Origin of the sequence: Niveispirillum lacus (assembly GCF_002251795.1) — a bacterium.
GTDB lineage: Bacteria > Pseudomonadota > Alphaproteobacteria > Azospirillales > Azospirillaceae > Niveispirillum > Niveispirillum lacus.
Genome location: NZ_NOXU01000032.1, coordinates 426,212 through 451,044 on the forward strand (window position 1 = coordinate 426,212; position 24,833 = coordinate 451,044).

20 protein-coding genes are annotated in these 24,833 nt (G+C 63.2%); 9 read left to right on the forward strand and 11 right to left on the reverse strand.

Going from position 1 to position 24,833, the window contains the following annotated elements; translation table 11 throughout:
* Positions 1-38: 38 nt before the first annotated feature.
* Positions 39-1,061, reverse strand: a complete 1,023-nt coding sequence (locus CHU95_RS20965; RefSeq protein WP_094458296.1) for an NADP-dependent oxidoreductase — start codon at positions 1,059-1,061, stop codon at positions 39-41.
* Between the two features lie 109 nt (positions 1,062-1,170).
* Between CHU95_RS20965 and CHU95_RS20970 the strand changes: the two genes are divergently transcribed.
* Genes CHU95_RS20970 through CHU95_RS20980 form a run of 3 tightly spaced genes read left to right on the forward strand, consistent with a single transcriptional unit; the run spans position 1,171 to position 3,287 of the window.
* The gene (locus CHU95_RS20970; protein WP_094458297.1) at positions 1,171-1,482 is read left to right on the forward strand and encodes an REDY-like protein HapK; all 312 of its coding nucleotides are present in this window, start codon (positions 1,171-1,173) and stop codon (positions 1,480-1,482) included.
* Between the two features lie 11 nt (positions 1,483-1,493).
* Positions 1,494-2,339, forward strand: coding sequence for an SDR family NAD(P)-dependent oxidoreductase (locus CHU95_RS20975; protein ID WP_094458298.1), 846 nt, complete (start codon positions 1,494-1,496; stop codon positions 2,337-2,339).
* A gap of 45 nt (positions 2,340-2,384) precedes the next feature.
* On the forward strand, positions 2,385-3,287 hold the full coding sequence (locus tag CHU95_RS20980; RefSeq protein WP_094458603.1) for a polysaccharide deacetylase family protein: 903 nt from the start codon (positions 2,385-2,387) through the stop codon (positions 3,285-3,287).
* 72 nt (positions 3,288-3,359) lie between these two features.
* On the opposite strand, the gene CHU95_RS20985 is transcribed toward CHU95_RS20980, so the two are convergent.
* The 4 genes from CHU95_RS20985 to CHU95_RS21000 are packed head-to-tail and all read right to left on the reverse strand — an operon-like array spanning position 3,360 to position 8,824.
* Positions 3,360-4,664, reverse strand: a complete 1,305-nt coding sequence (locus tag CHU95_RS20985) for an amidase (protein WP_094458299.1) — start codon at positions 4,662-4,664, stop codon at positions 3,360-3,362.
* Positions 4,664-6,070: a phenylacetate--CoA ligase family protein gene (locus CHU95_RS20990; RefSeq protein WP_094458300.1), complete on the reverse strand. Its 1,407-nt coding sequence runs from the start codon at positions 6,068-6,070 to the stop codon at positions 4,664-4,666. Before CHU95_RS20990 ends, CHU95_RS20985 begins: the two co-directional genes overlap by 1 nt.
* Before the next feature lie 19 nt (positions 6,071-6,089).
* Positions 6,090-7,460, reverse strand: a complete 1,371-nt coding sequence (locus CHU95_RS20995; protein ID WP_207762573.1) for an MmgE/PrpD family protein — start codon at positions 7,458-7,460, stop codon at positions 6,090-6,092.
* Positions 7,460-8,824: an MmgE/PrpD family protein gene (locus tag CHU95_RS21000; RefSeq protein WP_094458302.1), complete on the reverse strand. Its 1,365-nt coding sequence runs from the start codon at positions 8,822-8,824 to the stop codon at positions 7,460-7,462. Before CHU95_RS21000 ends, CHU95_RS20995 begins: the two co-directional genes overlap by 1 nt.
* A gap of 75 nt (positions 8,825-8,899) precedes the next feature.
* On the opposite strand from CHU95_RS21000, the gene CHU95_RS21005 reads away from it, so the two are divergent.
* Positions 8,900-10,159 (forward strand): acetyl-CoA hydrolase/transferase family protein, encoded by a 1,260-nt coding sequence (locus CHU95_RS21005; RefSeq protein WP_094458303.1) that lies wholly within the window; start codon positions 8,900-8,902, stop codon positions 10,157-10,159.
* A 19-nt stretch (positions 10,160-10,178) separates the two neighbouring features.
* Positions 10,179-10,895: a GntR family transcriptional regulator gene (locus CHU95_RS21010; protein WP_094458304.1), complete on the forward strand. Its 717-nt coding sequence runs from the start codon at positions 10,179-10,181 to the stop codon at positions 10,893-10,895.
* 79 nt (positions 10,896-10,974) lie between these two features.
* On the opposite strand, the gene CHU95_RS21015 is transcribed toward CHU95_RS21010, so the two are convergent.
* From CHU95_RS21015 to CHU95_RS21040, 6 genes are all read right to left on the reverse strand, one after another.
* The gene (locus CHU95_RS21015) at positions 10,975-14,163 is read right to left on the reverse strand and encodes an efflux RND transporter permease subunit (protein WP_094458305.1); all 3,189 of its coding nucleotides are present in this window, start codon (positions 14,161-14,163) and stop codon (positions 10,975-10,977) included.
* Positions 14,160-15,239 carry an efflux RND transporter periplasmic adaptor subunit gene (locus CHU95_RS21020; protein WP_094458306.1) on the reverse strand — a complete coding sequence of 360 codons (1,080 nt, stop codon included), beginning with the start codon at positions 15,237-15,239 and terminating at the stop codon, positions 14,160-14,162. The genes CHU95_RS21015 and CHU95_RS21020 overlap by 4 nt, the downstream gene beginning before the upstream one ends.
* Positions 15,240-15,378: 139 nt before the next feature.
* Entirely contained in the window at positions 15,379-16,299 is a 921-nt protein-coding gene (locus CHU95_RS21025) for a LysR family transcriptional regulator (protein WP_094458307.1), read from the reverse strand.
* Positions 16,300-16,461: 162 nt separating this feature from the next.
* On the reverse strand, positions 16,462-17,229 hold the full coding sequence (locus tag CHU95_RS21030; RefSeq protein ID WP_207762574.1) for a hypothetical protein: 768 nt from the start codon (positions 17,227-17,229) through the stop codon (positions 16,462-16,464).
* Positions 17,230-17,341: 112 nt separating this feature from the next.
* Complete coding sequence (locus tag CHU95_RS21035; protein WP_094458308.1) at positions 17,342-17,887, reverse strand: VOC family protein; 546 nt, start codon at positions 17,885-17,887, stop codon at positions 17,342-17,344.
* A gap of 45 nt (positions 17,888-17,932) precedes the next feature.
* On the reverse strand, positions 17,933-19,351 hold the full coding sequence (locus tag CHU95_RS21040; protein ID WP_094458309.1) for an aldehyde dehydrogenase family protein: 1,419 nt from the start codon (positions 19,349-19,351) through the stop codon (positions 17,933-17,935).
* 100 nt (positions 19,352-19,451) lie between these two features.
* On the opposite strand from CHU95_RS21040, the gene CHU95_RS21045 reads away from it, so the two are divergent.
* The 4 genes from CHU95_RS21045 (at position 19,452) to CHU95_RS21060 (ending at position 24,632) form a co-directional block, all read left to right on the forward strand.
* Positions 19,452-20,498, forward strand: coding sequence for a nitrilase-related carbon-nitrogen hydrolase (locus CHU95_RS21045; RefSeq protein WP_094458310.1), 1,047 nt, complete (start codon positions 19,452-19,454; stop codon positions 20,496-20,498).
* Positions 20,499-20,605: 107 nt separating this feature from the next.
* Positions 20,606-21,517, forward strand: a complete 912-nt coding sequence (locus CHU95_RS21050; protein WP_094458311.1) for a DUF1838 family protein — start codon at positions 20,606-20,608, stop codon at positions 21,515-21,517.
* A 122-nt stretch (positions 21,518-21,639) separates the two neighbouring features.
* Entirely contained in the window at positions 21,640-23,973 is a 2,334-nt protein-coding gene (locus CHU95_RS21055) for a TonB-dependent receptor (RefSeq protein ID WP_094458312.1), read from the forward strand.
* Positions 23,974-24,101: 128 nt separating this feature from the next.
* A complete protein-coding gene (locus tag CHU95_RS21060) occupies positions 24,102-24,632 on the forward strand; it encodes a VOC family protein (RefSeq protein ID WP_094458313.1) in 531 nt (176 codons plus the stop codon).
* The last annotated feature ends 201 nt before the right edge of the window (positions 24,633-24,833 follow it).

Sequence of the window (24,833 nt, forward strand, 5' to 3'; positions counted from 1 at the left end):
TCCATGCCCGGTGCGCGGGGGCGCACCGGCGCGTGATTTCAGAGATCCAGAACCATCTTGCCGAAGTTACCGCCATCCATCAGGCGGATCAGGGCGTCGGGGGCCGCTTCCAGACCAGCGACCCGTTCTTCGCGCACAATCACCTTGCCATCACGGACCAGCGGCGCGACACGGCGGCGGAAATTGGCCATATCGGACCAGTGGTCATAGACGACCAGCCCGTCAACAGTGGCGCGATACTTGATAATGGGGACCAGATTGGGGCCGGGCAGCGGGGCCGGGGCCTTGTACTGTTCCATCATGCCAACCAGGACAATGCGGGCGCCCATGGCCAGGTGGCCCAGCACCCCTTCCAGGATACGGCCACCCACCCCGTCATAATAACAGTCGATCCCATCCGGACAGGCGGCGGCAAGTGCTGCCACCCAATCTGGATCACGATGGTCAACACAGGCGTCAAAGCCCAGTGTTTCCACCGCGAAGGCGCATTTTTCCGGCCCACCGGCAATCCCGACAACCCGTGCGCCCATGCGTTTGGCCAGTTGGCCGGCGGTGGCGCCGACAGGGCCGGTCGCAGCGGACACGACAAAAGTATCGCCGGGTATGGGCTTCAGAATTTTGATCGTGCCGGCCCAGGCCGTGAGACCCGGCATGCCCAGCACCCCCAGCAGTGCCGTGTAGGAGACGCCATCAGGCACCGTGATCTTCTGTGCCGCCAGACTGAGCGGGCCCTGCGCCACCCCCGGCGGGGCAATGTCGGCGACAGTGAAGTGCTGCCAGCCAGCACGGCAGATCACCCGGTCACCGGCCACCAGACCCTCACCCCGGCTGTCAATGACGGTGCCCACCGCCTCTCCCGGAATGACGCCCCCTACCGGCACGCCACCGGACATGTGACGGCCGCGCAGGGAACTGGCGATATAGGGGTCCAGCGACACATGATCGACCCGGATCAGCACCTGACCGGGGCCGGGTGATGGCATCGCAGCTTCCTCCACGCGGAAATCTCCGGTCACCGGTGAAGGGCCGGTGGGCCGGGCCAGGACGATACGTTTGTTCATCGGAGGGTCCTTGAAAGAGAGGCGGCAACAAGGCGCTTGTATTTGGTATAATGTTATATCAATAATTCCTGCAAGCCCATCCTAACCCGTTTCGAGGCAGAGGAAACCCATGGCCACGCGCATCATCGCCCTGTTCAACCTTAAACCCGGCATCGACCGCGCCGCCTATGAGGAATGGGCTCGCACGACGGACCTTCCCACCGTCAACGGCCTGCCGTCGATCACAGAGTTCACCGTGTTCCGCTCTGCGGTCACGCTGGGCAGTGAGGCGCCGCCGCCCTACCAATATATTGAGATTATTGACGTGGCCGACATGGAGCAGTTCGGTCGCGATATCGCCACTGAAACCATGCAGAAGATCGCGGCGCAGTTTCAGGAGATGGCCGATGTTACCTTTATCCTGACCGACAAGCTGGGCTGACGGGGGCGGATATGGCGGATACCAAGCGTTTTGCAGGCAAGGTTGCCGTCGTCACCGGATCGGGTCGGCGCAAAGGGTTGGGCGAGGCGATTGCCCGTCGCCTGGCGGCCGAAGGGGCCTCGGTGGTACTGTCGGATATTGGCAAGTCCGCCGATGCCGCCACGCCAGACAGCATGATCGGCGGGTTATCGGAAATGCAGGCCCTGGCAGCGGAGATTGCCGCCAGCACAGGATCGCGGGTGGAAACCTTCCCCTGCGACGTGCGCAATCTGGCCCAGATGCGGGCTTTGGCGGCCTTTGCGGCAGGGGAACTGGGTGGACTGGATTTCTGGGTCAATAATGCCGGGATCGGCTATATCATGAAGCCGCTTCTGGACCTGGAAGCATCCGAGTGGCAGGCCGTGATTGATGTCAACCTGACCGGCTGCTTCAACGGTATCAAAGCGGCAGCAGAAGTGATGGTGCCCGCCGCAAAAGGTGGGCGCATCATCAATATCGCCAGCCAGGCGGCCAAGTCGGGTTTCCCCTTCGCTGCCGGCTATTGTGCCTCCAAACATGGGCTGGTCGGTCTGGTTCGGTCCACCGCCATCGAATTGGGCGCGCACGGCATCACCGTCAATAATGTCTGCCCCAACCATGTGACCACGGGTTTGGGCGCGTGGCAGAATGAGTATTTCAGCCAGAAACTGGGCTTGTCGCTGGAAGACTATCTCCAGGCGATGAAGAACCGGATTCCGCTGGGCCGCCCCGGCCTGCCCGATGATACAGCGGGCGCCGTCGCCTTCCTCTGTTCCGATGATGCCGGCTATATCACGGCCGAAAGCATGAATGTGTCGGGCGGCGAGGAACCGCACTGACGGTCCCCACCGTCAACCTTTTCTGTTCAGATGCGTGAGGATGAAATGCCCGCACCCGCCGATTTCACTTGGCCCAACGGGTCGAAGCTGGCCCTGTCCATCGTCGTTAATGTCGAGGAGGGGGCCGAGCAGAATATCCGCGACGGCGACAAGGGGCCGGAACCGGTGGACGAACTGTCCGTGCATGTGGCCAAACCCATCCGCATGCATGGCAATGAAAGCAATTACCAGTACGGTATCAAGGCCGGCGCCCCGCGCGTGATGCGCCTGCTGAAAGACTATGGCGTGGAGGCGACCTTCACCGCCGCTGCCGTGGCCCTGGAACGCGCACCCGCCCTGGCGGCAGAGATTGTGGCCCAGGGCCATGAAGTCTGTTGCCATGGCCATCGCTGGACACATCAGTTCTGGATGAAGGAAGACCGGGAGCGGCAGTTTATCCGCGACGGCTGGCAGTCGATTGAGAAAACCACCGGCAAGCGGCCGGTTGGCTGGCTGTCGCGCTATCTGCACACGGAAGCCACACGCCGTCTGCTGGCCGAAGAAGGTTATTCTTATCACATGGATGATTATTCGGACGATTTCCCGTTCTGGGATCAGGTGGCCTTGTCCGACGGAACGACCAAACCGCTGGTCATTCTGCCCTATGCCATCGACAGCAATGATATGAAGTTCTGGCTGTCACCGTCGCTGACACCGCGCGATTGGCAACAATATGCCATCGACAGTTTCGACTGGCTGTACCGCGAAGCGCAGACGGAAGGGGCGCGGATGATGAGTCTGGGCCTGCATCTGCGCATTATCGGGCGGCCGGGGCGCATCGGGGCATTTCAGGGTTTTCTGGATCATGTGAAGCGCCATCCCGATGTCTGGGTGACCAGCCGGGCCAACATCGCGGCGGCCTTTGCCGCCGCCATACCGGCGCAAACGATCCAATCCGATGCTGGATGATCCAGGATCAATATCTGATCAAGCGGAACTAAACGGGGCAGTCGGGCCGGGGGCCAGCCCCGGCCCACACCCTTATTCAAGAGCCGACGCAACGGCCAGAACGGTGGCGGCGTCGCGGCCCATGACCTGCACCGACAGCGGCAAGCCATCAGGCGACAGCCCGGCGGGTACCGCCACAGCAGGGCAACCGATAAAATCGGCCAACGCGGTAAAATCCGCCTGATTGGCCGGTACAGGATCGGCGAAGGAGAAGGCCGTTTGCGGGGCCGTGGGCAACAGCACGGCATCCACAATGTCCAGCCAGGCAAGGCCCGTCAGCCTTATGGCATCCAACCCCTGATAGGCCGCCGCCACCTTGGTCGCCGGCTGTTGACCGCCCCACCGCAGCAGCCCAAGGAATTCGGCGGAAAAACCGTCATCGCCAGTGGCCAACTGTGCCGCATGCGCGTTCAGCCCTTCCACCTCTGATACCAGCAGGCCCAGGCGGCGGGCCTGTCCCGGCTGATAGTCGGGCAGGTCTGCGTCAACAAGGGTCATGCCGCCGGCCAGCAACCGCGCCGCCGCGTTGTCGCGGGCTGCCCAGATGTTATCGGGTGCATCGACGCGCGCCCGCCAGTCGGGCGCGGTCAGGCGCAGGCCAGACAGGCTGGCCGGGCCACGCGGGGAAACCGCACCGGCATGGGCGGCGACCAGGGCACAATCGGCAACGGTCCGCCCATGCACCCCAACATGGTCCAGGGTGGTGGACAGGGGAATGACGCCATCCAGGCTGATGGCGCGCCGCGCCGGTTTGTATCCGGCAAGCCCGCAATAAGCGCTGGGTATCCGTACCGATCCCATCGTATCGGACCCCAGGGCCGCCGCCGCCATGCCCGCCGCAACACAGGCCGCCGATCCGCCACTGGACCCGCCGGGGGTGAAGCCAGCGCGCAGCGGGTTCTGGGTGCGTCCGAACCAGACATTGTCGGTGGTCGCCCCAAGCGCCCCTTCATGCATGTTAACGGTGCCCAGGATAAGGGCGCCGGCCGCACGCAGGCGCGCCACACAATCGGCATCCTTCGCCGCCACCCGGTCCCGGTAGGCCCCGATGCCGGCATGCCAAAAGGCACCGGCGACCGCGATATTGGCCTTGACCGCGATGGGCACCCCATCCAGCGCCGACAGGGGCCGCCCTGCTGCCCAGCGGTGGGCCGATGCCGCTGCCGCCTCCAGCGCCGCCGGCCCCAATACCTGATTGTAGGCCCGGACCTGCCCATCCAGATCAGCGATCCGATCCAGATAGGCACGGGTGACGGCGACCGGGTCGGTGTCGCCCTGCCGGTAGAGCGATGCCAGATCGGCAGCACCGGTGCTGCTGGGATTGAACGGGGCCGTCATCACTGTTTGAACCGTTCATCGATCAGGCGCACCGGCTTCTGCCGCACGTCGATCTGGGTCAAGGCCGCGGTGGCACGATGGTCCACCAGTTCCACCGCCACCTCAATCCCGATCTTCTGCTTCAGCACCGCGCGGCACTGTTCGGCCACACCCTGGCGGTCATCGCCAATGGCACTGGTTTCGGCGATAACGATGAAGTCATCCCGGCCGCCAGCATCACGAACCGCCTTGCAGATGAACTCGCCGGTGATGCCGGGCACCCCATCCAGCATCGGCCCAACGGCCTGTGGGAAGATGTTGATGCCCCGGATTTTCACCATATTGTCGGACCGGCCCATGAAACCTTCAATACGCTTGTAAACCACGCCGATGGAAGAGGCATCGGTGCGGACTTGCGTGACGTCATGGGTGTTGAAGCGAATGATGGGGTGAATATCATCCTTGTAGAGGCAGGTAACAATCATGTCGCCCAGGGCGCCATCGGCAACCGGCTTGCCGCTGTCAATATCGCAGACCTCCAGATATTGGGCGTCTTCCATGACATAAAGACCATCGCGATCCGGCCCCTCGCCGGCGATGCAGCCAGTGTCACCAACCCCATACCAGTCGAAGCACGTGGCCCCACCCCAGGCACGGGAAAGGCTTTCCTTATCCTCCCGGCCCAGATGACCGGAGATCATGCGGATATTCAGATCGCGCACCGGGTCCAGCCCCTGCTCCCGCGCCACCTCTGCCAGCTTTTTGATGTAATCGGCAAAACCCACGATGACGGTGGCGCCGAATTCCTTCATCAATTGGATTTGCTGTACCGAACGGGTTTCAACCCCGGTCCCCGCTGACATGAAAATGGCGGAAGTCCAGTGGACCACGCTTTCGCGCACATAATGGCCGCCATTGATCATGCCGTGACCATAGACGGAATGGATCACATCATCGGGCCGCAATCCCTGGAACCGGTAAAGCCGGCCCAGCAACAGGTTCTGCGCCTCCCGCCCCTTGGCCCCGAACAGAAGCACCTGTGGCTTGCCCGTCGTGCCGCTGGTGGTGTGGAAAATCACCGGCGGGCGGTGGCCATCCGGGTAGGTGTTGAAACCGGAAAAATCGCCAAAGGGCGGCGCGATATCCAGGCTGGCCATGATGTCGGACTTGTCGAAGCTGGGCAGCCGGGGCAGATCTTCGATGGAGCGGATATCCCCCTTTTCGATGCCAGCCTTTCCCCATAGACGCTGATAAAACGGCGTGGCCCAGGCACGCGCGACGCAACGCAGAAACAGCCGGTTCTGATGGGCCGTCAGCGCATCCCGGCTGGTCTGTGTGGCAAAACGCACAAAATCATCGCCAATGGGATGGTCCTTCTGCAAGGCGTCCCAATCCACGGCGTTGAAATAGGTCCTGTGCCCATCCATGGGTTTCGTCTCCTGTGGTTTATCCGGCAAGGCCGGCGGCCCGGCGCAGCAGCGCGGCCATGTCTTCCTGTTCATGCAGCCGGTCGATCGCGTCGATCAGCGGGTCGGCAAGCGCGGTGGCCCCGGCAAAGTCCAGACAGGCGCGGAACTTGCGCAGGTGCTGCTCCCGGCTCAGCGGTGTCGCGGGGCTCCCCAGTTGACTGTCGATCTGCACCTGGACCATGCGCCCGTCGGTCAACTTCGCCTGCGCGACTGCCGGCACAAAGGCCGCCGGGTCGGGATTATGATTAACCAGCACCTGAATGCGGCTCCCCAGGCTGTGCAGCGCCGGATCGGTCAGGCGACCCGGCGTGAAATCGGCCAACCCGACGGTGCCGCGCGTCAGGACCACCGCACCCAGCCAAGCAAAGCACAGCCGGGCATAATTAGCGGTCATCGCCCCCGGATAGGCGGGCAGCGGCCGCCCCACCAGCCGGTGGATCAGAGGCGGTGCCGTGTAGGTCAGGCTTTCCAGCGTGGCCGGCGTCACCCCATGATCCCGCATCAGAGCCTGGGTGGCGACAATGGCACCATGGGCCGCGCGGCCGGTGGGAAAGGGCTTATGGCTGACCTCTGCGATGCGCCAGACACGGCCCAGATCGGCCAGCAGCGGCGGCAGGTCGGTCGCCTTTTCAAACAGGCTGAGATAGCCGAACGGGCCATCAATGCTGCCCGTGGTGCCGGGCAGCCCGGCCAGGGCCAGGTCGATGGCCATCAGGCTGGCCTGCGCCGCGTGCGCCACCTGCAGGGGAAGGCCGGGCTTGCCTTCCACATGCGCCTGCATGGTGCCCGATGCAAAGGCCAGGGCATGGCCAAAGGCGCTGACGGTGGTGGCAAGATCCAGGCGGCGCAGCCGCGCCAGGGCGGCCACACAGCCGAAGATGCCTGCCGTGGCAGGACGGAAAAATTGCAGCGGGGCTTTGGCGGCCAGCCCCAGTGTGGCGGCAATATCGACACCGGCGACCAGAGCAGCGCCGAATTCCGTGCCCGCCATGGCCACCTTCAGCCGTGCCGTGTCGGCCATCACTGCCGACAGGATGGTCGCCAAAGGATGCACCACCGCCCCTTCATGCACACAGTCAAACTCCTGCGCATGGATCTGATAGGCATTGATGAACGCGGCCTGCGGCGCGCCGACCAATGCCCCCCGCCCCAGCACTGCGGCGGTACCAGCACTCGTCCAACCCTGCGCCGCAGCAGCAACTTCATCGGCAAAGCCCGCGCGGGAACCGGCGATGCCGACGCCCAGCGTATCCAGCAGGAAGATACGGGTCGTGTCCTGTGCCGGTGCCGGCAGGGTGGCCCAGTCAACCGACAGCGCATGCCGGGCCAGGATCTGCGAAGCGTTCATCAGGTCCCCCGCGTCAGAACATCCGGCCAGGAAAGGCGGACAGGAGCACCGCCGATCAGGCTGAGACAGTCACCGATCAATTGGTCTACCACACCCTGGTCCATGCCGGCCGCCTGCATCAGGGTCCGGGCCTTGGCCACGGTACGGTCGCGTGGCAGCGGGTTTTCCGGATCGCCAAGGGCATCGGCCTGTTCACGCACCAACAGGGTGCCATCGGCCAGGGTCAAGCATAGCCGCGCCCCGAAGCGGCCCGGATATCTTTCTTCATAGGGCTGGCCTACCGCCACCGTCACTTTTGACCGCAGCGCGGCAACAGCCTGATCGGCGATGGCCGGCAGGTCAAAAGCCGACAGGGAGGGCGGCCCTTCCAGCAGGGTCACAGCCACCGAATGTTGAAGGGAGAACTTCGCCTCGATCACTGAGCCAGGGTGGGGGCGGTCACAAAAGCGCAGGGCGTCGCCATAGGTCTGGATGGCGATGCCCGTCACCTCTTCCCCCCGCAAACAGGGGCGGCCCTGCTGTTCAAGCAGGGCCAAGGCCGCATCAATCACCGGATGGGCATGGCGGCAGGCGGGCCAGGGTTTCAGGCTGATCTCGGTCAGGCACCAGGCGTCGGCGCTGGCATCGGTGAGGATGGTGGTGGGATCGGCAGCGCCAGCGGTCGCTGCGAACAGCCCTTCCCGCCCGTCCAGAATCCCAGACGGCCCGCGCAGCCCCACCGCCGCCATCGACGCCGCCAGCCAGCCATCGCCCGCCGCCTGCGCATTGTGGATTTGCTTGGCGTGGGAACGCGGATCGTTGCGTGTTTCCCAAAGGCCACCCGTACGGGTGACGGCCAAGGCCATCGCCTGGGCCGTGGCGTCGCGGTCAAGGCCCAGGATGGAGGCTACCGCCACCGCCGCCCCCACCGTGCCGCAACTGGCCGTGCTGTGCCAATAGCGGTAATGCGCATCGCCCAGGGACCGGCCCAGCCGCACCATGGCTTCATAGCCACGCACAACCGCCTCCAGCAGGGTGCCGGCGTCGGCCCCCGTCGCTTGCGCCGCCGCCAGGGCCGCCGGAATGACAACCGGACCCGGATGCAGCCGCGCCCGCTTGTCGACATCATCCATTTCATAGATGTTGCCAAGGGCGCCCAGATAGCGGGCCGCCGCCTCCGGACCCACCGTGCCGGCCTGGCCGATGACCGCGCAGGGCCCTTGCTGGTCACGCAGGAAGATATCGGCCAAAAGTCCGGCCACAGGCGTGGTGGCGCCGATCACGGCACAGCCTGCCCAATCCAGGACATGCAGGGCAGCCTGCTGGCGCAGGGCTGCGGGAACGGGACGGTGCAGATGATCGGCAAACCGTGCAATCAGTGACATGATGCCTCTATTTGTCCGGACATATTTTCATTATCATGAGTTCCCGCCTGCTGGGAAGATTGGAAAGACGATCAGATGCAGAAAATCGGCCTGATGGATGCACCCGCCTGGATCGCCGCCCGCGCGGTGGACAATGCCCGTGTCTATGTGGCCGGCTGTTCCGGGCAGCCTACCGCCCTGTTCGAGGCCTTTCGCCACATGCCGGAAAAGGCGCGCCACCTGACATTCCATGGCATCTGGATTCCCGGCGTCAACCGCCTGGACTGGTCCGGCCTGCACCCCAATGCCCGCGGCGAGGCGACATTCGCCAGCCCGGACTGGCAGCACAGCCAGCAGACAGGTCGGTTTCGTGTTGTGCCTGAAACCTACAGCGCAAGCTGGCAACGTCTGGCCACGACATCGACCGATGTCGCGGTCGCGCTGGTTGCCCCGCCGGATGCCGATGGATTCTGTTCGCTGGGCGTAGCGGCCGATTTCACGCCCGCCGCCTGGGCCCGCGCCCGCCACCGTCTGCTGCTGATCACCCCGCACATGCCGGTGCCTGCCGATGGTATCCGCCTGCCCCTGGCCGAGGCGGACGCCATTGTGGAGGTGGATCAGCCGGTGCTGACCGTACCGCCGGTGGCGCTGGACAGCGCCTTCACCGCCATCGCCGGGCACATCAAACCGCTGTTGCGTGACGGTGACACGCTGCAATTCGGCCTGGGCAAGGTGCAGTTGGCCATGCTGGCCAATCTGGGCGGGTTGCGCCATCTCCGTCTGCATGCGGGCATGGTGTCCGATCCGCTGCTGCCCCTGCTGTCCCAGGATGTTTTGTGTCCAGCACCGGGATCGATCACGGCGGGCGTGGCCCTGGGGTCGGGAACGCTGTACGGGGCCGTGGCCGGTGACCCCCGCTTGCGGTTCCGGCCGGTCGGCTTCACCCATGATATCCGCACCCTGGCTGCCATTCCCCGGCTGATCGCAATCAATTCGGTGATTGAGATCGACCTGTTCGGACAGGCCAATGCCGAGTTTATGGGCGACCGGGCCGTCTCGGGCGGGGGCGGGCTGCTGGACTTTCTGCGTGGGGCACGGTTGTCGCCGGGCGGGATGCCCATCCTGGCCCTGGTCGCCAGCGCCCGCAACGGCACAGTGTCGCGCATCGTGCCAAAACTGGCGACGCCGAGTGTGACCGTTGCCCGTTGCGATGTCGGGCTGGTGGTGACCAACCATGGCGTGGCGGACCTGCGCGGACTTGACGAACAGGCCCGCGCCATGGCCTTGATCTCCATCGCAGACCCCGCGCACCGGGACGACCTTACCGCTGCCTGGGAGCAGATGTGCTGCCGTTGAGGAACCACAGGATTTGGCAATGACCGCGACGCCCCGGTACCAGCAGATCGCCCAGATGCTGCGTGCCGCCATCGCCAATGGCACCTATAAGGTGGGCGACCTGCTGCCGACCGAACAGGAACTCTGCGCCACCCACGAGATTTCCCGTCACACGGCCCGCGATGCGCTGCGCCTGCTGACGGAAGCGGGGCTGGTGACCCGCAAAAGGCGGGCGGGTACGGTGGTTGCCGCCGCCACCCCGCCAACCGTCTTTGTCCAACCGCTGGGCGGTTTTCAGGATCTGCTGCAATATGCCCGCGACGCCCGCCTGAAGATTCTGGCCTATGGCCCGGCTCCCGCCGACGGTTTTGCCCGTGAACTGGGCCTGGACCCAGGAGGCTGGCGGGAGTTGCGGGGGCAGCGGGGCACAGGAACCGCCACTGTTGGCCTGACCCGTGTGCTGGTCCGGACCGACTGCGCCCCCACCCAGGCGGAAATTGAGGAACGCCCCACCATCGCCGATGCCATTGAGGCCCGGTATGGCATCGCAGCCGCCCGCATTGATCAGCAGATCAGCGCCATGGTCCTGGATGGACAGGTGGCGTCACTGCTGGGCAGCGAGCCGGGGTCGGCGGCCCTGCTGACCCGGCGGTTCTACCATGACGGCCATGGCGCCCTGTTCCTGGCCAGCGAAAGCGCCCACCCGGCCGACCGCTTTGTCTATTCGATGAGCTTCAACCGCGAGCGCAGCGAATAGGCATGAACACGACAAGGGCGCCGGGCCGTCGGTTGCCGGGGGCCCCTCTGCCAAGGCACATACCCCCGGCAGAGGCAGCTCACTCCGCCGCCCGGTCCAGCATGGGGGGCACAACCGGGGTCGCCGGCGGTTGCCGCCGGGCCTGTCGCCACTCATGCAGGCGGGCGCGCAGCATCAGGGCGCAGGGGGTAACCACCAGGGTCAGCAGCGTGGCGAAGGTCAGGCCAAAGACAATGGCGTTGGCAATGGCCGTCCACCATTGGGTGGCCGGCGCATCCACCGTCACGGCGCGTTCCAACACGTCGATATTGACGCCCAGGCACAGGGGCAGCAGGCCCAGGACAGTGTTGAGCGCCGTGAGCAGCACGGGCCGTAACCGTTCCGCACCTGTGCGCAGGATGGCGTCATAGGCGCTGGCCTCCGTTTTGCGATACTGATCATAGGTGTCGATCAGCACGATATTGTTCTGCACCACGATGCCGGCCAGGGAAATGATGCCCAGGCCTGTCATCACGATGCTGAAGGGCTGGCCGGTGATGATCAGGCCCAAGGTCACGCCGATGGTCGACATGATCACCGAGGACAAGATCAAGAAGGCGCTGTACAGGCTGTTGAACTGGGTCACCAGGATGATGGCCATAATGACCATACCGGCCAGGAAAGCCTGGGTCAGGAAGGTCTGGCTTTCCTGCTGTTCTTCGTCCTGACCCTTGAAATTGACGTCGACGCGCGGATCAACGGGGTTCTTGACCAACCAGGTCTTCAGCTCCGTCAGTTTGGTGTCTGGCAGGGTACCGGAGGTGACAGCGGCCTTCACCCGCATCACCCGCTCCCCATCCACACGGTCGACCTGACTGACTTTCTGTGCCGGGGTGACAGTGACGAAGTTGCTGATGGGCACGGACCCGGCGGAGGTGACGACGCGCACGGCATCAATCCGGTCGATGGAGCGGTATTCCTCCGGATAGCGGACGACCACGTCAATCTCGTCATCCGTGTCGTCCGGGCGATAAGTGGACAAGATCAGGCCATTGGTCACCATACGGACGGCATCCCCCACCGCCGAGGTATCCAGTCCGAATTTGGCCGCCTGCGCCCGGTCCACATCCACCTGCCATTCGATACCCGGCAGGGGGCGGCTATCCTCGATATCAATGACACCGCCCAGCGATTCCAGACCGCGCCGGACATGGGCAGCGGCATCGGGCAGAAGGTCAGGGAAACGGGAGGACAGTTCCACCTGCAGCGCCTTCCCGGTCGGCGGGCCGCTTTCCTGCTTACGCACCTCGATCTGGACACCGGGCAGGTCGGCGGTCAGTCTGCGCACATCCTCCAGGATCACTTCGGCCTTGCGGCGCTGCTGCCAGTCCTTGAAGTCCAGTTGGATCTGGCCGATGACATCCAGGGCCGCATCATCGCCGCCCCCGCCGCCATTGCCATCCCCGCTGGTGCGGGCATAGACACTGTCAAACTCATTCAGTTGCAGGATGCGGGATTCGACCTGACGCACCAGGACGTCACGTTCGTCAATGGACATGTTGCCACGCGCATGGACCAGAATAGCGGCATTGTCCGGTTCGACATCGGCGAAGAATTCCACGCCGTTGCCATGGGTGGCGTACCAGGTCTGCACCCCGATCAACAGACCAATGGTGGCCAGGATGACCATCGCTGGCCGGGCCAGCGCCCAGCGCAGCAGGGCAACATAGGGTCCGTTCAGCTTGGCCGGCGGGTCCACCGGGTCGGATTCATCCTCATTGGCCAGTTGGTTGGCCGGCGCATAGGGCAGTACCGGTCCATGTGCCCGCCCAAAGCGTGCGCCCAGAACGGGGATAAAGATCAGCGCCATGGCGAGCGCCGCCATCAGGGTGGCGAACTGGCTGATGGGCAGGAACTTCATGAACTCGCCCACCACCCCTGGCCAGAACAGCAGGGGAGCGAACACGGCAAGCTGGGTGGCGGTACTGGCGATGATGGGCCAGGCCATGCGGCGCGCCGCCAAGCCATAGGCGCGGCGGGGCGACATACCGTCGGCCATCTTACGGTCGGCATATTCGGTGACGACGATGGACCCGTCCACGACATTGCCCGCCGCCAGAATCAGGCCGAACAGCACGACAATGTTGATGGAAAAGCCCATCCCATGCAGGACCAGGATCGCCGTCAGGAACGATCCTGGCACCGCAATGCCGACCAGAACGGAGGTCCGCACCCCCAGCGAGGCAACCACAATCACCATGACCAACAGGACGGTGATGGCCAGATTATTGCCCAGGTCGTTCAACATCATCTTGATGTCGCCCGACTGGTCACCGGTGTAGCTGACCACAACATTGGCGGGCCAATAGGCCTGTTCGGCGGCCACAACGGCGCGCACCCGCTCAATCGTATCGATGATGTTTTCGCCCGAGCGTTTGGACACGTCCAACGCCACGGCGCGGTCGCCATCCAGGCGGGCATAGCTTTCGGCATCCTTGAAGGTGCGGCGGATTTCCGCGATATCGCGGAAGCGGACGACGGCGTCGCCCTGCACCTTCACGGGCATGTTCCAGATATCTTCCACCGTCTCGAACAGGCCGGGCACCTTGACCGCGAACCGGCCCTGGCCCGTATCCATGCTGCCAGCAGCAACCAGCCGGTTGGAACGGGAGAAAAGCTGCGCGATCTGGGTGGCGTCCAGGCCATAGCTTTCCACCTTCACCGGATCGACGATGATCTCGACCAGCTCTTCCCGGTTACCGCGGATGGTGGCGGACAGCACGCTGTCGATCCCTTCGATCCGATCGCGCAGTTCGCGCGCCAGATGCAACAGCGTGCGTTCCGGTACATCCCCTGACAGAACGACAGAGACAACGGGGAACAGCGAGAAGTTGACTTCCTGGATGCGCGGTTCATCCACCCCATCGGGCAGTTCGGCACGGGCGATATCGACCTTTTCCCGCACATCCGCCAGGGCCTGGTCGGCATCGAACCCGGCAGAGAATTCAAGCACGATGTTGCCGCCGCCCTGAAAGGCGGTGGACCGCATCTCCTTGATGCCTTCAATGGTCCGCACCTCCAGTTCGACCGGCCGCAGTAACAGCCGCTCGCTGTCTTCCGGGCTGATGCCGGTATAGTACATGGAGACATAGATCAGCGGGATGTTGATGTCGGGCGAGCTTTCCTTGGGAATACTGACAAAGCTGACCGTGCCGGCCACCAGCAGGAAGCAGAGCGACAGCATCACCGTGCGGGCATGGGCCAATGCCCAGTTGATGATCCCATTCATGGCGCGGCCTCCATCACGGCCGTGACCTTCTGCCCCTGGGTGATGAAGTCCTGGCCGACCGTGACCAGATTGATGGTGTCGGGCAGCCCCCCCAACCACATTGAGCCATCCGGTGCATTGCCCAGCAGTTGCACCGGCGCAAACCGGGCGGTGCCATCCGCCTCCACCAGCTTGACCCCAACTGTGCCGTTATCGGCCAGGGTAAGGATGCCGGGTGACACGCGATGCGCCTTCGTCTGCGCCACCGGCAGCGTGACCGAGGCGGTCAGGCCGTCGCGGATGCGATTTCCGGGGTTGGCAACCTCCAGCTCGATGCGGAAGGTGCGGGTATTGGGTTCGGCCGCCGCGGCGACATACACAATCGTGCCCTGCAATTCGGTGCCGTCCAGCAGACGCGCACTGCCCTTCATGCCCGCCGACAAGCGGGTGACGTCGCGTTCGGTGGCATTGGCGACGATCCGGATCGGGTCCAGATCGACAATGGTGCCCACCACGCCATTCACTTCCATGAAGCTGCCGACTTCGGCGTCACGGGTCTCCAGCACGCCATCAATGGGGGACTTCACATCCAGATTGTCGACGTCAAGGGCCGCCTGTCGCTTTTCCGCCTGCGCGGCTTCAAACTGAGCCCGGGTTTCGGCCAATCGGATCTGCGACTGGAAACCCTTGGCCTGCAAGGTCTTGGCCGCTTCATATTCGATGCGGCGCTGCTCAAGCCGGGCGGTGGCTTCATCCAGCCTTTCACGCCGCGCCTTGGCCGCGATGCGCAGGACCGGCTGCCCGGCCCGCAGATTGGCGCCGCGTTCGGCCAGGATGGCTTCCACCGGTCCCGCCACCTCCGCGCGCAGGGAAATCTTACGCTGTGCTTCCGTGCGGCCTGGAATGGCGAGTGCCGCCTGCATGAGTTCGGCTTCCTGGCGACGCACCTGTACCCGCGGCGCCGGCGGCGGTGCACCGGCTGCCTTTGCTTCGGCCGCCGGCGGTGGGTCATCCCCACCGAACAGGACGCCGGACAGAATCCACAATACGGAAAACGCCAAAATGACGGCCGCAATGATGACGGACCGGCGATTCATTCCCTACCCCCAGATGCACGCAGACATGGACCAAACGCATCACTTCGCAAAATTGTGCGGCGCAATATGGTTCATATCCCACCGCGCACAAGTTCCGGGGTACAAAATGACGTTTCCAGCGCCCGCACAGTGCGGGCCATCACGCATTGGTGATTTTTTCTTTACCATCCATCGGGTCCGAGCGGCGTGCTTCGTCCGACAGAATATCGATCAGGGCGGTTTCAAAGGCGGATGGTGAGGCGCGTCGGCGGCGCAGAATGGTCAGCGGCGTGGTCCAGGCCCCATCGGCCAAGTCGCGACCGATCAGCCCGTTGCTGCCCGTCACCATGGATCGCGGCAGAATGGCCAGCAGATCGCTGCTGGTCAGCACTGACAAGCCGAACAGAATGGATGATGACGTGATCCGCGGGCGGATCGGGTCTGCCCCCTGCTGAAGGAAAAACCGGTCGATGCGACCGTCCAGCCCATCCGGCATGGGGCCATAGATCCAGTCGCAGCCCGCCAAGTCGGCCAGGGATCGTGCCGACGACAGGACCGGGTGATGCAACCGCCCGGCGACGACCCAGCGTTCGTGGTCAAGCGTGCTGACCACAATCTGCGGATCGGCGGCCGAGGCGCTGGTGCTGATCGCCAGGTCAATCTCCCCAGCCAGCAGCATCCGCACAAACAGAGGTTCCACCCCCGCCTCCACCCGCAGATGCAGACGGGGGAAAAGACGTTGCAGTCGGGGAATGGCGTGCCGCCCGATGCCGGCGGCGGCCGCCGGACTGATACCCAGGGCCAGTTGGGTGCTGCTGCGGCCCAAGGCCACATCCAGATCGCGCCGGAACTGCCCCATCTCCCCCAGGACCGACCGGGCACGCGACAAAAGCGCCTCGCCCATGCGGGTGACGCGCACACCCTTGGGGGTCCGTTCCAGCAGCAGCACCCCCAACTCACCTTCCAGACGTGCCAAGCTTTTTGACAGGGCCTGCTGGCTGAGCCCCTTCTGGCGCGCGGCCAGGGTCAGGCTGCCGGTATCAACGACGGCCAGGAAATATTCCAGGTCCCGTAATTCCATGGTGCCGGTCCATCATGCAGGTCCCGGCGCGCGGGACGTTGGTCATATCATTCCGGAACCCACCGGCGATTGCCAGCCTGGAACAGAAGGCGCCACCCAAATGACCCGAACCAGAGTGTGCAACCTTGTCATAGAGGCGAGAGATATCGCCCTTTATGCAGATCAAAAAGGTTTGACGGTTCCCAGAAACGCCATGGTGATGATGCCGGCCCAATAGACATAAGCCAGTTTGCGCCCCACGGCCAAGGCGCCATCCAGTTTGGCTTCCAGGGCAGCGGACGGGCCGCCCGCGTCCAACTGCCGGAAGATCACGATCCAGTCACGCATGATATAGCGCAGCAGCAACCCGATGATCAGAAGCCCTGAAAACAACGTTGCTTTGGCGGCATACCAACCCGCCGACAACGGACCGCCAGTCAGCAGACTGTAGACACCGACACAGAACAGGGCCGGGATCACGACATAGCGAATGGCCTCGTCCGTCTTGGTCAGGACCATGTAGGCCGGTGACTTGCGCTGGAAAAAGGCGAAGATCACCAATGACAGCCACGCAGCCACAAAAATCCACATACCGATCAGCCAGGGGCCGCCCAGCGGTTGCACCCCCATATTGTAGCCCAGATGCAGACCCAAGGGCAGCAACAGCACGATACCGCTGCGTGGCAGGATGTCGATGCGGTACGCCGTTTCCATGTGCCGACGGCGTTCGTCCAGCGACAAAGCCGTGTTCGTCAAGGGCCGCGCTGCGTTGAACACGCCCCATTCCCCGCCCAGCCAATAGGCCATGGCCACGATATGCATCCAGCGCAGCACCAGATGCTCATCCAGATACATCCCCAGGATTTCCATGACGCTTCCCTGCTTGTTGATTGCCGGGCCGAACCATTCAGGCCCCTGGGGCAGAGTGCCCGGCGCAGGGAGGACACTCATTGATCCAGATCAATATGTCCGGACAATTAAAAGGCACCGGCCCCGACCTGCCTGCCGTCGCTGGGGGCGCCGGGAGCGGCAGTGGCATGATTGCCGATCATGCAATCACCCGTCAGGGTCCTGTCAGTTCGTAGAGGACGATCAAATGGCCGTCGGGATCAATAAAAGCGGTCTCTGTGCCCGTCCGCCCTTCTGGCGTGCGCAACGGGCGCGGCGCGATGGTGGTCAACCCCAGGGCCTTGATCTTCTCCATCACCGCCGGCAGGGCAACCGCATTGATCACCATGGCCACGGGCCGGGGCGATTGCGGGGTGGTGATGGCCTGACCCTTGATTTCAAACAGGGCGAGGGTGCGCACCTGCTGCGGTCCAGCCGACAGCATGGCAGTGCGCAACGTGGCCTTGGGGTCCAGGTTGAACACTTCATAAGAATAGGAGGTGGGAAGCGACTGCCGCACTTCCCCGCCCTGAAAACCCAGGATGTCACGGTAGATGGCAAGGGACCGGTCGATATCGGACACCAGCAGCGTGGCGCGCTTGAACAGTGGGCCCTGATACGCCGCCGGTCCGGCAGGATCGGCCGCCACAGCAGCCGGAGAGAGCAGCAGCGACGAGTAGAACAGGGCCGCCGCCAGGGCCCGCCGATGCAAATTGATCACGCTAACCTCCCGAATGTCGATCTTCTCTCACAAGCGGCCGAAGGGTCAGCCACCCGCATCTTCGGCAAAGGCCGACAGGGGAGCCGGACGCCCGGTCTGGGCGATCAGTGCCTGGCGGCGGAAAAACCGGGTATAGCCGTCCAGCCCCATGCGCGATGGACCCAGGCCGCTGTCGCGAAAACTCTGTTTGGGGGCTTCATGGAACAGGGCGGTCAAGGCGGCATCGTTCAGACTGACCGCACCGGCCACCAATTGCCGACCGACGGCCGCGGCCTGGTCCAGGTCGGCGGCAAACACCGCGGCCGACAGGCCATACTGGCTGTCATTGGCCAGGGTCACAGCCTGTTCCACACTGTCGAACGGCATGACAGGCAGAATCGGGCCAAAGGTTTCCTCCCGCATGACCGCCATTTCATGGTGGACATGGGTCATGACGGTGGGGCGTAACCAGAAGCCGCCATGATCCTCCACCGCCCCCCCGGTCAGGATGCGAGCCCCCTTGGCACGGGCGTCGGCAATCTGCTGGCGCAGAATGTCGGCCTGCTTGTCAAAAATAATCGGACCGAGCTCTCCCCGGCTGATATCAGGGGTATTGAGGCGCACCTGCGATGCAGCGGCAACCAACCGGTCGACAAAGGCATCATGGATCGGGGCCGCGACATAGATGCGCTCGATCGACTGGCATGCCTGACCAGTCGCCAACACCGATCCGCGCAGGGCCGCCGTCACGGCATTGTCCAGATCAGCCCCCTCCAGGATGATCATCGGGTCCTTGCCGCCCAGTTCCAGGAAGGCCGGGATCAGACGCTGGGCCGCCTGTACCGCCACCTTACGGCCGGTTGGCACCGAACCGGTGAAACAGACACAATCAACGGCATCGACCAGCGCCTGTCCTGTGGTTGCGTCCCCGCGCACCAGGGCCAGGACATGGGCGAGGCCGGCTTCCATGATGGCGGCAGCCAGCGGGTCGGCGAAGCGTGGCGTTACCTCCGACGGTTTGATCATCACCGAACAGCCCGCCAGCAGGGCCGGGACCGCATCAATCAAAGACAGGGTCAGGGGGAAGTTCCAGGGGCTGATCACGCCCACCAACCCATAGGGCACCCAATGCGCAGCATGGCGGATGGCCGGGTTGGACCTTCCCTGTATCCAGGCGCCGGGCAAGGTCTCCGGCACCGTTGCACACCAGCCGGCGATGGCGCCGCGCACCCCCTCCACTTCCATTCGGGCAATGCGGGCCCGACCGGTATCGACAGCCAGCGCCGCCGCCAGTCCATCTTGATGCTGGCCCAGCGCCTCGGCGAACCGGCGCAGGGCAACCACCCGGCCCGCCAGACCCAGCGCCTGCCAGCCCTTCTGGGCCAGCCGCAACCGGGACGCCGTGGCCAGCACGGTTGCGGCGCCGACCACCGCGACGCGGCCATCCTGCTCTCCGGTGCGGGGATTGCGGACCGGAATCTCCATGACGCCCCTCCTTGTTAATGATATAAAGGTATATCATTAAGGAATTGTCGGCGACAAACATTTTGACAGACGCCCGATGTGGTGTGGAAAGGGGACAAGGATGTCACGGGATGCGACCTATATGGCCTTGGCGCTGCAGGTGACCTGCCACGCCGTCAACCGGTGTGCCGACCGGGCGGCCGCCCGGTCACGGATGGCGGACAGCATCGCCCGCATCCAGGACCAGATCATCGCTTCCAAACGCTTCATCGGGCCGGATGTACGTCTGGTGGTGCTGCCGGAATATTTTTTGACCGGCTTTCCCATGGGCGAAGGCCCGGCGCTGTGGGCAGAAAAGGTCGCGCTGGCGATGGATGGACCGGAATACAAGGCCTTGGGTCAGGCAGCGCGGTCAGCAGACTGTTTCATCGCCGGCAATGCCTATGAACGTGACCCGCATTTTCCGCGGCTCTATTTCCAGACGAGCTTTGTGGTGGCGCCGCAGGGCAATGTGATCCTGCGCTATCGCCGCCTGATCTCCATGTTCGCCCCCAGCCCCTATGATGTCTGGGATCACTACCTGTCGGTCTATGGCAAGGACGCGATCTTCCCTGTTGTAGAGACAGAGATCGGACGGCTGGCTGCCATAGCGTCGGAGGAAATCCTGTATCCGGAAATCGCGCGCGCCCACGCCCTGCGCGGGGCGGAGATTTTCGTCCATTCTTCGTCCGAAGTGGCCAGCCCTTTGGCCACGCCGAAAAACATCGCCAAACAGGCCCGCGCCATTGAGAACCTGGCTTATGTCGTTTCCGCCAATTCGGCGGGCGTGGCCGATATATCCATTCCGATGGCGTCCACCGATGCCAGCTCCAAGATCGTTGATTATCGCGGACAGGTACTGGCCGAAGCAGGCTATGGCGAAAGCATGGCCGCCTTTGCCCCCATTGATCTGGGCGCCTTGCACGCCTGGCGCCGCCGTCCTGGTATGGGCAACATACCAAGCCGCCTGCCGCTTGCCCTGTTCGCAGAGGCCTATGCCGGACATGAAGCGCAGGTGCGCAACGGCTTATTGGACCCTGACGGCGCGCCGCACGCGCCCGATCCGGCTTTCTACCGCGAGCGGCAGTTACAGGTGATCGCGCGCCTGGACCAGTCCGGCGTTATTTGACCGGTCAAATGACATTTTTCCTTTGCACCCCGAACACAATGATATACTTTTATACCAAATAACCGGACAGAAAGTCCTTTGGTGCGGGAACTGGGAGACTGAACACGATGAAGCTGTTGACCTTACGCACAATTCTGATCGCCACGGCGGTTTCGCTCTGTTCCGGACTGGCCGCACAGGCCGCCACCAAAACACTGGATCTGAACAATCCGGCCGATGCCCTGATCGCGATGCGCAAATTGCAGTGCCACCTGGATGATGGCAAACCCGCCTTCTATGCCTGGTCGGGGGAAGTGTTTGCCCGCCGCCGGGGCGAGCCGGACAAAAAACTGTTCAAGGTCGAGGGCATGAATGTCCGGGCCTGCAAAACAGTGGATGATCCCAAGCTGGGCAAGGGTTTTCGGTTGGTCAGCCGCGAGGTGCTGGTCTATCTCGATCCCGTGACGGGTCAAATCCTGCGCCGCTGGGCCAATCCCTGGACCGGCAAGGAGGTCGAGGTGCTGCATGTCGCCAACGACCCGGTGAATAACAGTTTCGGTAGCATCGGCCGCGACGGCAAACCAACGCCATCGGCCTTTACCAGCATGGGCAATGCTGCCTTTGTGTCCTTCACCGTACCGCTGTTCTATCCCAACCCGCTGGCGGGGGAGTATCAGGTCCAGGTCGGCGGCACCTACCATGCCACGGAGATGTTCAATTTCTCCATGCCTAAGGACAAGCTGGTCAGCCCGAAGACCAAGTCGGTCGATGATGCTGTCATTTCCTGGACCCGGCTTTCGCAATGGCTGCCCTGGATGGATATGGGGGATCGTGAAGGCATCCTCTATTTCAGCACAGTCGGTGCGCGCGTCCCGGACTTTGACGCCTTACCTGAAACGCTGAAGGCGGAAATCCGCGCCAATTATCCGATCTACACGGACGCGCCGCCGCTGGACGATCCGCGGCGCAATGAGACGAGTTGGACCTACTACAAAAAAGTGATGGAAGAACGCCGGGCATCCGCGCCAAAGGCCAACTGACACGGCGGCCATCGTTGCCGCCCCAAGAAAAGACAGTCAATCAGCGGCGTGCAGGCGGCCTTGGGCCCCGCCCGATAAACGATCTGACGCGCCCGCACAGAAAATCGGGAGTTGCTCACGTCATGAAGAACCAACTGCTGCGATCCTCCTTCCTGGTGGCCGGTTTCGCCCTGGCGTCGGGCAGTGCCCTGGCCCAGACAGCCGAACCTTTGCTGTTGGAAGAAATCATCGTCACCGCGCGCAAACGGGCCGAAAGCCTGCAGGAAGCCCCGCAGGCGATCACTGCCTTCAGCGCTGCGGAGATCACCGAAGCCCGCATCACCAGCATTGATGATGTGGCGAAACTGACACCCGGCCTGAACTATGCCCCGCTGTTCGGCCCGGCTGCGGCGACGCCCATCATCCGCGGATCGACCCAGACGTTCGGCGCGCCCAATGTCGGTGTCTTCATCGACGGCATTTATCTGACCGGCAAGGCCGCGATGGATATCGCCCTGTCGGATCTGGAACGGATCGAGGTGATCAAGGGTCCTCAGAGCGCTCTGTATGGCCGCAACACCTTTGCCGGCGCCATCAACTACATCACCAAGGCCCCGCAGATGACCCTGGGGGGTGAAGCGGAACTGACTGTGGGGTCGCACGGCATGCTGGAAGGCCGCGCCAGCATCACCGGCCCCGTCATTGCCGACAAGCTGGCCCTGCGCCTGGGGGTCAGCCATAAGGAATTTGACGGCTATTACCGCAGTTCCATCGACAATGGCCGCATTGATTTCGAGAAGACGCAAGGGGTCGCCGCCGACGCGTTGTTCACCCCGACGGACGCACTCTCGGCGCGTCTGCGCTTCTCCTACGCCAAGGATGATAGCGGTCAGCCGGCGAGTGCGGTGGTGCGTGCCAATGGCATTGCGCGCACGGTACCGGTGGCGCTGAATGGTGGCATCCCGGTGGGCAGCCCGCAGACCTATGTCGGGCAACTGCCAGAGATGGGCAAGTACCTGCCGGTCAATACCCAGCGCCGGATCGCCGCCGAACTGGCGGATTACGGCAACCGCCAGGAAACCTATCGCACCAGCCTGGCACTGGATTACGATCTGGAGGCAATGACCCTGACCAGCGTCACTGCCTATAACAAGCGCGACAATGAATATCAGATCGACGGAGACAATACTGTCTGCGAAGACACGCTGGGGTGCCGTAACTTCGGGCCGCCGCTGCCAACCTTCCGGCCGATCGCCTTCCGCCAGTCGCAGTTCGCCACCTCCTCCGAAGTCAATACGACCAAGGATTTCAGCCAGGAACTGCGGATGAGTTCACCCGACGAGGGGCAAATCCGCTGGATTGTCGGCGGATTCTATTACTGGTCGAAGGTCAGTGCGGTTCAACGTTCCCTGTCACCGATGCTGCCCAACCCACCGGCCTTTGGCTATCCGCTGGCCAGGCTGGGAACGGAAGCCAAAAGCCTGTTCGCCTCTGTTGCTTATGACGTGACCGATGACCTGACGGTGACGGCGGAGGCGCGGCAGGAATGGGAAGATCAGACCTACAAGCAGCGTCCCACGGTAACGGCAGGTGTCGCCGCCACGGATGCATCGCTGCGCAACATCAACCTGAAACAGGACTTCAAGTTTTTCACCCCGCGCTTCATCGTTGATTACACGATCAGCGATGACATCATGGCCTATGCCAATGTCGCCAAGGGCACAAAGACGGGCGGCTTCAATACCGGTCTGCGTGTTCTGGAAAGCCAGTTCACCTATCAGGAAGAAAGCTCCTGGAACTATGAGGCCGGTATAAAAGCCACCTGGCTGGGTGGCCGTGCCACCACCAATCTCGCCTATTTCCACACGGACTGGAAAGACCAGCAAGTGGCCTGCCAGAACCCGGTTTCGGTGGGCGGCACCTCCACCCAGCGCACCTATACCTGCAATGTCGGCCAGGCCGTCATTGACGGTATCGAGGTGGATGCCCAGATGCGCCTGACCGATGTCCTGACGGCCAGCCTGGGCTATTCCTGGACAGATGCCGCTTATGAAAAGTTTGTGGATGACAGCCTGACAGCAACCCTGGCCGCCGGGGGCCTGCCACCGATGAATTTTGTCGGCAAATCCCTGCCTTATGTGCCGAAGAACAAACTGTTCGCCAGCCTGAGGGCCGATTTTAACCTGTCGGCCGACATTGAAATGTTCATGCGGGCGGATGTGAATTATCAGAGCAAGTCCTACATCCGCGCCGACAATCTGGCCTATATCGGCGACAAGACCGTGGCGGATTTCCGTGCCGGCCTGCGCTTTGAAAATGGTGTCAGCGTCACCGCCTTTGTCGAGAATGCCTTTGATGACCGCACACCGCTGACAGCGGTGCGCTTCTTCGACAGCGTCAATTTCTCGATCCCCACCCCGCTGGTGACTGGTGCGGTTGGCCGGAAGGCAGGCGTGACGCTGAACTACAGCTTCTGACGGCGCGGGGGCTGACGGCGTTCCTCCTCCCCTGTTCGCGCCAATGCCCTGCTGCCGGTGTGGCCGGCCCGTTTCCTTCCCTGACCGGATGGCGCGGCGCCGGCCTTTCTTTTGAAAGGTCCTGGATCATGAAAAAACTGACCTTCACCCTGCTGGCGGCTGTGTTCCTGTCTGGCCCTGTCGGGGCCGAGGTGAAACCAGCCGGGGCAGACAGCGCCAGCTATGACGGCGTCCATTACAAGCGGGCCACGATCCTGACGACCGACCTGGACCGGTCCTTGACCTTCTATCGCGACCTGATGGGGTTGAAGGTGGAGGTGGAGATGCCGCTGAAACCCACCTCCTACGCCTATGTCATGTTCAATATCGACAGCAAGGCACAGATGCGGATGGCCATGCTGTCATCCGATACCCAGCAGCGGACCCTGGCCATCATCGAGGTAAAGGGTGCGCCCATCCACATGCCCACCGCCCCCCGACCCCATGCTATGGTGCTGCAAAGCCCGGACCTGCCCGGCATGGCCGCCCGCGCCCGCGAACGCGGTTTGACCGTCTTCAAGGAACTGGACCTCACCACTGTGGATGGTCGCCAGGGCAAGGAACAGGGCCTGTTGGACCCCGACGGGCATCTGGTGATCCTGTACCAGTTGAACCCGTAAGCTGTTGTCTGAACAATTTTTGGGCCAGCACGATACAACGGCGACCCTGTCGCCCGCCAAGGCGGCCCAGGGCATCGGCGGCAGATGCTGTCCTGCATCTGTTGCCGAAGCGACACAGGTGCAATTGAATATGAGAGTGATTCTTATGTCTGCTTGATAGTAACTCTCACTCTAATTATCTGCTGCCGGCATAAAGTTAAT